Origin of the sequence: Solimonas fluminis (assembly GCF_002930645.1) — a bacterium.
Classification (GTDB): Bacteria; Pseudomonadota; Gammaproteobacteria; order Nevskiales; family Nevskiaceae; genus Solimonas_A; species Solimonas_A fluminis.
The window spans coordinates 619,424-631,187 of record NZ_PSNW01000001.1 but is presented as its reverse complement, the minus strand read 5'-3'; the positions used below and the strand labels follow the sequence as shown (position 1 = coordinate 631,187).

Sequence of the window (11,764 nt, the reverse complement as noted above, 5' to 3'; positions counted from 1 at the left end):
AGGGGAGAAGGGCGATGCGCAGACTCGACAACAAGGTCATCGCGGTGGTGGGCGCGGGCTCCGGCATCGGGGCGGTTACCGCGCGGCGCCTGGCTTCGGAAGGCGCCTCGGTGCTGGTGGCGGATATCAACGCCGGCGCGGCGCGCTCGGTGGCGGCCGGCATCGTCGCCGACGGCGGCCTGGCCACGGCGGTCCAGTGCGACATCGCCGACGATGCCAGCGTGGCGTCGCTGGTGCGCGCCGCGGTGACGGCCTACGGCGGCCTCGACGGCATCCACGTCAACGCCGCCGACATGCGCGCGATCCTGTCCGACGGCGATGCGCTGGAGGTGTCCCTGGACATCTTCGACCGCACGCTGGCGGTGAACCTGCGCGGTCACCTGCTGTGCACGCGCCATGCGCTGCCGGAACTGCTCAAGCGCGGCGGCAGCATCGTGTACACCAGCTCCGGCGCCGCCGACATGGGCGAACCCACGCGCGTGTCCTACCAGGTCAGCAAGGCCGGCCTGCAGGCGCTGATGCGCCATGTCGCCTCGCGCTGGGGCAAGCAGGGCCTGCGTGCCAACGCCATCGCGCCCGGCCTGGTGCTGACCGAGCAGCTGCGCGACCACTTCCCCGAGGACCTACGCCAGGCCACACTGGCCATCACGCGCAGCCCGCGCCTGGGCACCAGCGAGGACATCGCCGCGATGGTGGCCATGCTGATGTCGGACGACGGCGCCTGGATCAACGGCCAGGTGATCGGCGTCGATGGCGGCGCCCGGTTCCGCTGATGGTGAGGCGGGGCCGGCATGGATTGCCTGAATGGCATCCATGCCGGCGAACGCCCGCAAATGGATGTGCGGGCCGGGTTCGATGGGCGAACAGATGTCGCGCCAGGGACGGCGACCCGGCGCGACCTATCGAGCCAGGCTGAGCTTTGCCGCCACCGCCGGCAGCGTCGCCTGCGCGGCGACGATGCCCTGCAGCTTCGCCAGGATGTCCTCCGGCAGCGGCGCCGAACGCCGCGTCGACAGGTCCACGTGCACGTCGATCTGCTCGCCCACGGCGGCGCGCATGTCGCGGTCCAGGTTCCACAGCTCGTGGAAGAAGTGGATGCGCTTGCGGTCCACGCCCAGCAGGCGCGAGCGCACCTCGACCTGCTCGCCCAGGCGCAGTTCGCGCTCGAAGCGGAAGTTGCTCTCCACCACCATCTTGGACAGGCCGCGCGAGGCGACATAGGTCCGCCCCAGCTCCAGGTGCTCGGTCACCTCCACCTGGGCCCGGTAGAGCACGTGGTAGTAGCGCTCCACGTTCATGTGGTCGTTGACGTCGATCCACTCCGCCGGCACGGTGGCGCGGTGCAGGCGAAAGGGCTGGGCGAGGGCGGGGTCGGGAGAGCTCATGGAGCCCAGTCTGCCGTCCTCCCGGGCGGGGCGGCCTCGTCCGAATGCGGGCGCCCGGTGCTATCGTGGCGGCCGCCATGACCGAACCTGCCACCCCCGAACCCGCCAACCCCGCCGAGATGCTGGAAACCCTGAGCCCTCCCGGGCCGGCTGCGCGTCGCCGCCTGGTAGCGCTGGGTGGGCTCTGGCCCTTCCTGAAGCCCTACCGCCGGCAGCTGGCCCTGGCCTTCCTGCTGCTCTGCGCGGCCTCGGTGGTGATGCTGGCGGTGCCGCTGGCGGTACGCCAGCTGATCGACCACGGCTTCGTCGCCGGTGCCGCCGTCAACCGCTATTTCCTGGCGCTGTTCGGCATCGCCCTGGTCTGGGGCGCGACGGTGGCGGCGCGCTTCTACTATGTCAGCTGGATCGGCGAGCGGGTCACCGCGGACCTGCGCGACGCGGTCTACCGGCGCATGCTGGCGCAGTCGCCCCAGTTCTTCGAGACCACCCGCACCGGCGAGGTGCTGTCGCGCCTGACGGCCGACACCACCCTGGTGCAGACCGTGGTGGGGTCCTCGGTGTCGATGGGCCTGCGCAGCTTCTTCCAGTTCCTCGGCGGCCTGGTGATGCTGGCGGTGACCAGCGCCAAGCTGTTCGCCGTGACCCTGGTGCTGCTGGTGCTGGTGGTGCTGCCGCTGGTGCTGACGGCCCGCGGCGTGCGGCGCCTGTCGCGCGAATCGCAGGACCGCGTCGCCGACACCTCCGCCGTGGCCGGCGAGATCCTCAACGCCATTCCCACCGTGCAGGCCTTCACCAAAGAGGGCGACGAGGGTCGCCGCTACGGTGCCGCGGTGGAGAGCAGCTTCGCCTCGGCGATCCGCCGCACGCGCCTGCGGGCCGTCATGACCACCATCGCGATCAGCGGCGTCTTCGGCGCCGTGGTCTTCGTGCTGTGGCTCGGCGCCCAGGCCGTGATCGCCGGCAGCATGAGCGCCGGCCAGCTGGCCTCCTTCATCCTCTACGCCGGCTTCACGGCCGGCGGCATCGGTGTGATCGCCGAGGTCTGGGGCGACATCATGCGCGCCGCCGGTGCCACCGAGCGCCTGATGGAGCTGCTGGCGGCCGAGCCGGCGATCCAGGCGCCGGCGCAACCCGTCCCGCTGCCGCCGGCCCGCCAGGCGCGCCTGGACTTCCGGCAGGTTCGCTTCCACTACCCCTCGCGCCCCAAGTCCGCGGCGCTGGACGACATCACGCTGGAAGTGCGCGAGGGGGAGACCGTGGCCCTGGTGGGCCCCAGCGGTGCCGGCAAGACCACGCTGTTCCAGTTGCTGCTGCGCTTCTACGACGTGGGTGGCGGCAGCATCCGCCTCAACGGCATCGACCTGCGGGACCTGGACCCGGCGGCGCTGCGTTCGCAGATCGGCATCGTGCCGCAGGACGCGGTGATCTTCTCGGCCGACGCCATGGAGAACATCCGCTACGGCCGTGCCGGCGCCAGCGACGAAGAGGTGATCGCCGCGGCCCGCGCCGCGCTCTGCGACGAGTTCGTCCAGCGCCTGCCGCAGGGCTACAGGACCTTCCTCGGCGAGCGCGGCCTGCGCCTGTCCGGCGGGCAGAAGCAGCGCATCGCGATCGCCCGCGCCATGCTGCGCAATCCGCCGCTGCTGCTGCTGGACGAGGCCACCAGCGCGCTCGACGCCGAGAGCGAGGCCCTGGTGCAGCAGGGACTGGAGGCGGCGATGCGCGACCGCACCACGCTGATCATCGCCCACCGCCTGGCCACCGTGCGCAAGGCCGACCGCGTCGTCGTGCTGGAGCACGGCCGCATCGTGGAGACCGGCACGCCGCAGGAACTGCTGCAGCAGGGCGGTTTGTACGCACGGTTGGCGAACCTGCAGCTGGTGGCCTGAGGGATCACCCACCAAACCGTTCATCCCGAGTGATCCGCCTTGGCGGATCGTATCGAGGGACGCGCGGCGCGTGCCTCGATACACCGCTACGCGGCACTCGGCATGAACGGTTCGATGCTGTAGTCCGCAAGAATCAGAACGTCGCAGGAGCCATCGCTCCCTACAGTTTCCGTAACGAATACGGAGCAAGCATGCAGCAACCCGAATGGCAGGAACGCGTAGCGTCCCAGGACTGGCCCCGCATCGCGCACGAGCTGGACGAACAGGGCTGGTCCTGCCTGCCCGCGTTGCTCAAACCCGCCGAGTGCGAAGCGCTGACCGCCCTCTACGACGAGCCCGCCCGCTTCCGCAGCCGCGTCGTCATGGCCCGCCACGGCTACGGCCAGGGCGAGTACCAGTACTTCCGGTATCCGCTGCCATTACCCGTCGAAGCCCTGCGCCTGGCCCTGTACCCGCGGCTGGCGCCGCTGGCCAACCGCTGGAACCAGACCATGGGCCTGCCCACGCGCTATCCGGAAGCCCTGCCGGAATTCCTTGAGCGTTGCCACCAGGCCGGCCAGCAACGCCCCACGCCCCTGCTGCTGCGCTACCGCGCGGGCGACTACAACTGCCTGCACCAGGACCTCTACGGCGAGCAGGTCTTCCCCCTGCAGGTCGCGGTGCTGCTGTCACAGCCGCAGCGTGACTTCGAGGGCGGCGAGTTCGTCATCACCGAGCAGCGGCCGCGCCGGCAGTCGCGCGTGGAAGTACTGCCGCTGGCGCAGGGCGATGCCGCGATCTTCGCGGTGCATCATCGCCCTGCGTCCGGCAGCCGCGGCAGCTACCGCGTCAACCTGCGTCATGGCGTCAGCCGTCTGCGCTCAGGTCATCGCCACACCCTGGGCATCATCTTCCACGACGCCAGCTGAAGCCGCTCACTCCCTCAGGCTGATCGTGCGCTGCTTCCACTCCGCCGACTGCCAGCGGTAGAACGGCGTCAGGTGCTCCGGCGCCGCCGCGCTGCGCTCCGTGGCCAGCGTCGCCAGCGACAGCAGTTCGTAAGTACGCGTCCAGCGCCCGTCCACGCGAGCCTCGCGTGCCGCCAGCATCTGCTTGCCACCCGGAACCCAGCCCGCGAACTCCACGTAGCCGATGTCCGGCTCCGTCGCGGCCGGCGGGAGCACCTGCACGCTCCAGCCACCATCCTGCTGCGTGAAGACCCAGAGCTCCAGCCAGGTGTCCAGCGGCTGCACCGCCAGCGTCAGCGCCGTGCCGCCGGCATTGGCACGCGCCGAACTGGCCCAGACGCGCCCATAGGTGCAGCGTCGCAGCAGGGGATTCTTCGCGTCGTTCTTTGGCCCGGTAAGCAGCACGCAGGTTTCGCCCGGCTGGCCGGCCGTCGTCGTCACCGCCAGCTTGCCCTCCGGCGCCGCGCCAGGCTCCACCGCCCAGCGGGAGGCGCCCACGCGCACCGCGGCCTCGGTATAGGCGCGCTGGTCCTCTTCCGGCAACTGCGCGCGATCGACGCCGGCCAGGGCCTCCAGTGCCTTCGCCCCGGCAGTGGCCGCCGCGGTGGCACCGTCGGCGCGGCGCGCATGGGCGTAGGCCAGTGCCGACCACACGCCCGCACGGCGGAGGCGCACGCGGTTCTTCGTCATGCCATCCAGTTTGGCGAGGTCCACCCGCTCCAGGGTATCCGCACGCCACTGGTCCAGTTGCACGCGCTCCAGCGGCGGCATCGCCGGGTCGATGCAGTCATGCCGCGTCAGTGCCAGCGCGGCGCGGGCCTGTTGTGCAGGCGTCGCCGGCAGCGTCAGCACGCGGCGATAAGCGTCACCGTCGTAGCAGAGCTGGATGCGCCCGTCGTCGCGCTCGAACTGCGTCCAGGCCACGCCGTAGCGGCGCGTCACGTCCAGGTGCGCCGCGGTCTTCGCCTCGTCGGCCTTGAGCTGCTTGCCGGAGGCACGGCGCGCCAGGCGCTCGGCCATGCTGCCCAGGGCATCGAAGGGCTCGGCGTCGATCTGCTCCGCCGGCGCGGCGCGCAGGTAGGCAGCCGCATAGGCGATGCCCAGCGGCTCCTGTCCCGGCGCGTCGCGCAGGAAGCGCAGTACCGACAGCAGCTCGGGCGCCTGCTGCTCGTCGAAATCCAGCGTCCGCAGCTGCGTGGCGCGCACCCAGCCGCCACGTTCGCGCTGGTGATCCCAGACCTGCAGGAAGCCCAGGCGCTCACCGCGCACCTCCAGCGTGTCGCCCTGCCAGAGCTGGACCTGCTGCTGTGCCGAGTCGCGCGGCGCGGCGCGCAGGGCAGTGTCGTCCTGCGCCACGATGGCCAGGGCGGTGGTGAGGGCGGCGAGGATCACTGTTCGCCCTCCGTCACGGCGGCCACGGCCTGCGGCTGGGCCTGGCCGAGCAGGGTGGAGCCGATGAAGCCGCCGCCGGCCGGCGGCGAGGCGATGATGACCTGCACCTTGTCGGAGAGCTTGTCGGCCATGGTCTTCTGGATCAGCAGCGGGTGCCTGCTCAGCAGCTCGCCGTCGCGTTCCAGCTGCGCGCTGTTGACCTTGCCGAGTTGCTCCAGGCGATAGGTTTCGGCATCGGCCAGCTTGCGGCGCGAGTCGGCCTCGCCGGCGGCTTCCAGGCGACGCGCCTCGGCCGTGCCCTCGGCGTACCGGATGCGCGACAGCTTCTCGGCCTCGGCCTCCAGCTTGCGCTGCTCGATCTGCTTTTCCTTGAAGGGCAGGACATGCTTCATCGCTTCCTGCTGCGCGCGGGCGGCGATCACCTGCTCGTTGCCGGCGGCCTCGGCGGCCTTTTCGCGGCGCACCTTCTCGGCCTCGGCTTCCAGCGCCGTTTCCTTCACCTGCTGGTCCTTCAGCGCCAGGGTGTACTGCATCTTCTCGGTGGCCAGCTCCTCGGCCAGCAACTGGTCCATGCCGTTGCGGTATTCGCGCGGCAGGTCGACGTTGCCCAGTTGCACGTCGCGCAGCAGGATGCCGTCCGCCGCCAGGCGCGGCTTCAGTTCGGCCGCGATCTTCTGCTGGATCTCGGCACGCTTGCTGGAGAAGATTTCCTTGACGGTGTAGGCCGTGAAGATGCGGTAGATCACGCCATGCAGGGCCGGCTGCACCACGTCATGGTCGATGTCGGCCGGCAGCTGGCGCGCGATCTCGGCAACGCGCTTCGGGTCCAGGGCATAGCGCAGGCTCAGGTCGACGCCCAGCGACAGCCCTTCCCTGGACTGGAACGGTGCAGCGCCGTCGGCGCGGGCGCTTTCGGTGGGACGCAGCACGCGGTCGCGCAGCGAGTAGCGCTGCAGCTCGTGCAGGCCCGGCACCACCATCACGGGGCCCGAGGCAAAGGCCGCCTGTCCCCCGGTGACGCGGTTGCTGCGCATGGCGATCTCGCCGGACTCGACGGTCTGTACCGGAGGATGGCGGTAGCCGCCATAGACGGCGGCGGCGACCAGGCCGAGCGCGAACAGCCGCCCGCGCACCCGCCATGCGCCGCCGGCGGCGGTTTCCGCCGCTCCGCCGAGCCTTTCCCGCCAGTCCGGCCGATGAGCCGGAGGCTCTGACTGCGCATCTTCCTGAATCGGTTCCTGCATGACCCTGCTCCCTGAAAGCCCGGACCGGGAAGCGGCCACCCCGGCCGCCGCAGCGGCGGCCCGGAGGGGACCGCTGCTGGAAACAGAGTCTGGGCCGGGGCTGTGCGCGGGCCGTGGCGCAGTCATGCAAGAGCGGCGGAATTTCGTGCAGAACTTGTGCAGGACCTAGAATGACGGGCATGAAGACCGTCGATTTCGATCTGGACCGTGAGTACGTCGAACTGAACCAATTGCTCAAGCTGGCAGGAGCCTGCGATTCCGGGGGCGCCGGCAAGCAGCTGGTGGCCGACGGCCTGGTCACCGTCGATGGCCAGCCCGAGAGCCGCAAGACCGCCAAGATCCGCACTGGCCAGGTGGTGGTCTGCGAGGGCCTGCGCATCCGGGTGCGGTCCGCCTGAGCGGAATGTCCACGGACACCCTCCTGCGCCGCTACCTCGGTGCCTATCCCGACCATCTCCAGGCCCAGGTCCGCGGCTTGGTCGAGCAGGGACGGCTGGAGGAACACCTGCGGCGGCGCTATCCCGGCGGCCACCAGATCCAGAGCGACGGCGCACTGCACGAATACGTGCAGGAGCTGAAGCAGGCGCACATGCGCAGCGCGCCGCCGCTGCACAAGGTCCAGTTCCAGAACAAGATGGACGTGCTGCAGAACGTGCTGGGCCTGCACACAGCGGTCTCGCGCGTGCAGGGTGCCAAGCTCAAGGCCAAGGCGGAGATCCGCGTCTCCGGCCTGTTCAAGGAACTGGCGCCGGAATTCCTGGAGATGGTGGTGGTGCACGAACTGGCGCACCTGCGCGAGCGCGACCACAACAAGGCTTTCTACCAGCTCTGCCGGCACATGCTGCCGGACTACCACCAGGTGGAATTCGACCTGCGGCTGGTATTGCTGCAGCGGGCGCTACAGGCCGGGTAGCCGCCGCCGTTGCCGCGCAGGCATCGATAGCCCTGAAATTCCTCCGGAAAATCTGCGCCTTCCGGTGCTGTTCCGGCGCGTTGCCCACAGCCACCATACGGTGGCAATCCGAATTATCCTGGCCGCGGCCATTGTGGGCGCCCCCGACCTGTGCCTAAGGTCGGCCATCACTTTTCTCTTGATGGAGGCTTCACCATGGACGAACTGGTCCGCTACGAGCTGCAGGACGGCATCGCCACGCTGACGATGAACAACGGCAAGGGCAATGCGATCTCGCCGGCGATGCTGGTCGCGCTCAATGCCGCGCTGGATCGCGCGGATGCCGATCGCGCGGCGGTGGTGCTCACCGGCCGCGAGGGAATGTTCTCCGGCGGCTTCGATCTGGCCGTGATGGGCGCGGGCGGCTCGCCGGTGCGCGAACTGGTCATCGGTGGCTTCCTCGTCGCCGAGCGCCTGCTGAAGTTCCCGCGCCCCGTGGTGGTCGCCGCGGGTGGCCATGCGCTGGCCATGGCTTCCTTCCTGCTGCTCAGCGGCGACCTGCGCCTCGGCGCGGAGGGCAGCTTCAAGATCGGCGCCAACGAGGTGGCCATCGGCCTGACGATGCCCTACGCCGCCACGGAAATCTGCCGCATGCGCCTGGCCGTCACGCATTTCGGCCGCGCCGTGACCCATGCGGAAATCTTCAGCCCGGCCGGCGCCGTGGAAGCGGGTTTCCTCGATCGCGTCGTGCCGCAGGATCAGTTGCTGAGCGAGGCGAGGGCCGCCGCCGCAGGCCTGCTCAAGCTCAACCGCCCTGCCTTCGCCGCGACCAAGCTGCGTGCCCGGGCACCGGGGCTGGCGGCGCTGCGCAGCGCCATCGAGGCCGACGAGGCGGAGTTCAGGAAGATGTTTGGCTAGCTTTTCCGGTCTGGGCTCTTGGGTCGTCATACCGGCGAAAGCCGGCATGACGGGTTCATGAGTCTGGCGGGACCGGGAGTGTTCCGTGCCTTGAATTCTCCTCCACCCGGAGGAGGGAGCGCCGCCCGGCAACGCCTATCTTGCGGATAGAGCCGTCCAAGGCCACCCGAGGAGAATGCCGTGTCCGAGCCTGTCTATTCCCGCACCCGTCCCTGCCGTGTCGCCGAGGTGCCGCGCTGGGACCTCGAAACCGACGTCGCGGTGGTGGGCTTCGGCGCCGCCGGCGCCTGCGCCGCGCTGGAGGCGGTGCGCTCGGGTGCCAGGGTCGCGCTGATCGAAGCGACCTCCGGCAGCGGCGGCACCTCGGCCCTGTCCGGCGGCGAGATGTACGTCGGCGGCAGCGGCGGCACGCCGCAGCAGCGCGCCGCCGGCTTCCAGGACCACACCGAGGACCTGTACCGCTACCTGCTGATGGCAGGCGGCCCCGATGCCGACGCCGCCAAGGTGCGCCTCTACGCCGACAACAGCCTGTCGCACTTCGAGTGGATGCAGGCGCAGGGCCTGGTCTACAAGAACAGCTTCATCCCGCAGCGCATCGTCGAGCCGTTCACCGACGACTGCCTGATCTGGAGCGGCAGCGAGGAGGCCTGGCCCTTCGTCGAGCAGGCCAAGCCCTGTCCGCGCGGCCACACGCCGCAATGGATGGGCCTGGGCGGCGGCCGCTACCTGATGGACCGGCTGGCGGAGCGTGTTGCCGAGTCCGCCATCGACGTCCGCTACGACACGCGCGCGGTGGCGCTGATCGCGGAGGAGTCCGGCCGCGTGCAGGGCCTGGTGCTGCGCCGCGACGGGCAGGACAGCTTCCTGCGCGCATCGCGCGGCGTGGTGCTCTGCGCCGGCGGCTTCGTCATGAACCAGGAGCTGATGCGGCAGCATGCGCCGCAACTGATGCGCGCCAACATGCCCATCGGCACGGTCGACGACGGTTCCGGCATCCTTCTCGGGCAGAGCGTGGGCGGCCATGCGATCCATATGGACCAGGGCTTCGTGACGCTGCCCTGGTATCCGCCCGAGCAGCTGATCAAGGGCATCTTCATCAACGCGCGAGGCCAGCGTTTCATCAACGAGGATTGCTACCACGGCCGCGTTGCGCAGCATGCCCTGCAGCAGGCCGGCGACCGCTTCTGGCTGCTGCTGGACCATGAAATCTTCGCAGAGCCCGAGTTCGGCCAGTTCGCGAAGATCACCATCGGTGCCACCGGCGACAGCTGGCAGGAGGTGGAACGCGAACTGGACCTGCCCGAAGGCGCGCTGGTGTCCACGGTGGAGTTGTACAACCGCCATGCCGCACGAGGGCAGGACCCGCTGTTCCGCAAGGCGGCCAAGTGGCTGAGGCCGCTGACCCAGGGTCCCTTTGTCGCCCTGGACTGCCGCATCGACCACGCCGCCTGGTTCAGCTTCACGCTCGGCGGGCTCGATACCTTGCCGACGGGCGAGGTACTGGATGCCTCGCGCAGGCCCATCGCCGGCCTGTATGCGGCAGGCCGCACGGCCTGCGGCCTGCCGCGCTGGGGCGCGGGCTACAGTTCCGGGATGTCGCTGGCGGACGCCAGCTTCTTCGGGCGAGAGGCCGGTCGCCGCGCCGCTACGGTCTGAGACGCCGCGCGCGGCGCAGCACGAGCAGGGCGGCCAGGCCGGCCAGCAGCGAGGCGGGCAGGGCCCCGCCGCCACCGCCGTCATCCTCTTCTTCCTCGTCGACAGGAGGACCGTCCGTAGCGGGAGGTGGATTGGTGCCCAGGTCCAAGCCGCCGAGGCTGCGGATGCTGGTGTCGCCCGGCGCCAGGTAGGGCTGCAGCGAGCTGCCCAGCGCCTTGTCGGTGCCGCTCCAGGCCAGTTCGAGGCGGCCGAAGTAGTCCGGCTGGCCGTTGGGTGCGCCGTTGCTGCAGGCGGCACCGCCGCCGGACAGGGTGCCGATGACGCGCCCGTCCTGGTTCCACAGGGCCGAGCCCGAGGAGCCCGGCTGGGTGGTCCCGAGATTCCAGAAGACCTTCCAGGCATCGACGGTGAATTTCCTGCTGTCGCTGCCGATCTGGACGTTGTCCACCTTGGTGGTGTCATTGCCGTAGAAGCTGATCTTCTTGTCGTCCCCCGCGGGATGATGGATCGCCACGCCCGAGGCCGGGGTGGCGCCGTTGGCATCCCAGCCGGCGAAGTAGACGTTGAAGCCCGCCACGCTGCCGTTCAGCCGCAGCAGCGCGAAGTCCGAGGTGGTGCTGCGGGCCACCACTTCGGCCACGGTGACGTTCTGGCTGATGGAGCCGTCCGCCCCGCTGCCGCAGCCGCCGCGATCGACGTTGAAGTAGGCGCGGATGCTGGACGGCGTAACCTGGTCGAAGCCGCAATGATTCGCCGTCAGGATGTAGGGAGTCTGGCTGCTGCCGGTGTTGCCGGTGCTGTTGACCAGGGTGCCGCTGCAGACCGCACTGTTGTTGATGGTCAGCAGCACCACCGAGCGGACCTGCGTGCGCCAGCCGTTCGCGGCGGGGCAGGCGACATCGACATTGCAGCTGCTGGAGCGGCCGAACTGTCCCTTGGCGGTCGTCGCCTGCCGGAAGCCCTCGTAGCCATGCTGCGCCTCCGCGATGCGCAGACCGAACTGGTCCTTCAGCGCGGCCGGCAGCCGCAATTCGAGCAGAGCCCGGCTGCCGCGCACCACCGGCAGCCACAGCGTGCCGGCGTCGGTGGCGCCGAACGGGCCCTGCACGTCACCGCTGTCCTCGCCGATCCAGCGCAACTCGCTGCCGGCCGGCAGGCGCAGGTCCTCCAGGCGCAACGCCAGCGACTCGGCGCCCTCGGACTCGATGCCGAGGCGCCAGCGCGCGATGTCCGCGGCGGGGTTGTCCCAGTCGCCATCCGGCGTATGGAGGTTGATGGCCTGGGCCACCGCGTAGCGCAGGGGCTCGTCCTTGGATGCTTCGACCGCCTCCTGCACCTGGCTGGCCGGCAGGGCATGGCGCGGATAGTCCGCGGCGGCCGCAAGGCCGGGCAGCAGGCTCAGCAGCAGGGCGTAGCGGGGCAGGTTCATCGGGAGCGGCGG

General features: G+C 70.1%; 11 protein-coding genes. 7 read left to right on the top strand and 4 right to left on the bottom strand.

Annotated features, from left to right (window positions below):
• Positions 1 to 14 precede the first annotated feature (14 nt).
• Positions 15 to 773: an SDR family NAD(P)-dependent oxidoreductase gene (locus C3942_RS02935; RefSeq protein ID WP_104228821.1), complete on the top strand. Its 759-nt coding sequence runs from the start codon at positions 15 to 17 to the stop codon at positions 771 to 773.
• Positions 774 to 899: 126 nt separating this feature from the next.
• Here the strand turns inward: C3942_RS02935 and C3942_RS02930 are convergent, their stop codons facing one another.
• Entirely contained in the window at positions 900 to 1,385 is a 486-nt protein-coding gene (locus tag C3942_RS02930; RefSeq protein WP_104228820.1) for a thioesterase family protein, read from the bottom strand.
• A 77-nt stretch (positions 1,386 to 1,462) separates the two neighbouring features.
• On the opposite strand from C3942_RS02930, the gene C3942_RS02925 reads away from it, so the two are divergent.
• Positions 1,463 to 3,274, top strand: a complete 1,812-nt coding sequence (locus C3942_RS02925) for an ABC transporter transmembrane domain-containing protein (protein ID WP_243393495.1) — start codon at positions 1,463 to 1,465, stop codon at positions 3,272 to 3,274.
• Positions 3,275 to 3,465: 191 nt separating this feature from the next.
• Entirely contained in the window at positions 3,466 to 4,182 is a 717-nt protein-coding gene (locus tag C3942_RS02920) for a 2OG-Fe(II) oxygenase (RefSeq protein WP_104228819.1), read from the top strand.
• Between the two features lie 6 nt (positions 4,183 to 4,188).
• Here the strand turns inward: C3942_RS02920 and C3942_RS02915 are convergent, their stop codons facing one another.
• Positions 4,189 to 5,613 (bottom strand): hypothetical protein, encoded by a 1,425-nt coding sequence (locus C3942_RS02915; protein ID WP_104228818.1) that lies wholly within the window; start codon positions 5,611 to 5,613, stop codon positions 4,189 to 4,191.
• Entirely contained in the window at positions 5,610 to 6,857 is a 1,248-nt protein-coding gene (locus C3942_RS02910) for an SPFH domain-containing protein (RefSeq protein WP_207765951.1), read from the bottom strand. The genes C3942_RS02915 and C3942_RS02910 overlap by 4 nt, the downstream gene beginning before the upstream one ends.
• A 179-nt stretch (positions 6,858 to 7,036) precedes the next feature.
• Here C3942_RS02910 and C3942_RS02905 point away from each other — a divergent pair, with 179 nt between their 5' ends.
• The 4 genes from C3942_RS02905 to C3942_RS02890 all read left to right on the top strand — a co-directional run bounded on the left by C3942_RS02905 (position 7,037) and on the right by C3942_RS02890 (position 10,323).
• Positions 7,037 to 7,255, top strand: coding sequence for an RNA-binding S4 domain-containing protein (locus tag C3942_RS02905; protein ID WP_104229010.1), 219 nt, complete (start codon positions 7,037 to 7,039; stop codon positions 7,253 to 7,255).
• A 5-nt stretch (positions 7,256 to 7,260) separates the two neighbouring features.
• Positions 7,261 to 7,770 carry a M48 metallopeptidase family protein gene (locus tag C3942_RS02900; protein WP_104228816.1) on the top strand — a complete coding sequence of 170 codons (510 nt, stop codon included), beginning with the start codon at positions 7,261 to 7,263 and terminating at the stop codon, positions 7,768 to 7,770.
• A 195-nt stretch (positions 7,771 to 7,965) separates the two neighbouring features.
• A complete protein-coding gene (locus tag C3942_RS02895) occupies positions 7,966 to 8,667 on the top strand; it encodes a crotonase/enoyl-CoA hydratase family protein (RefSeq protein ID WP_104228815.1) in 702 nt (233 codons plus the stop codon).
• Positions 8,668 to 8,847: 180 nt separating this feature from the next.
• Complete coding sequence (locus C3942_RS02890; protein ID WP_104228814.1) at positions 8,848 to 10,323, top strand: FAD-dependent oxidoreductase; 1,476 nt, start codon at positions 8,848 to 8,850, stop codon at positions 10,321 to 10,323.
• Here C3942_RS02890 and C3942_RS02885 read toward each other — a convergent pair.
• A complete protein-coding gene (locus C3942_RS02885; protein WP_104228813.1) occupies positions 10,313 to 11,752 on the bottom strand; it encodes a trypsin-like serine peptidase in 1,440 nt (479 codons plus the stop codon). The genes C3942_RS02890 and C3942_RS02885 overlap by 11 nt on opposite strands.
• Positions 11,753 to 11,764: the final 12 nt, after the last annotated feature.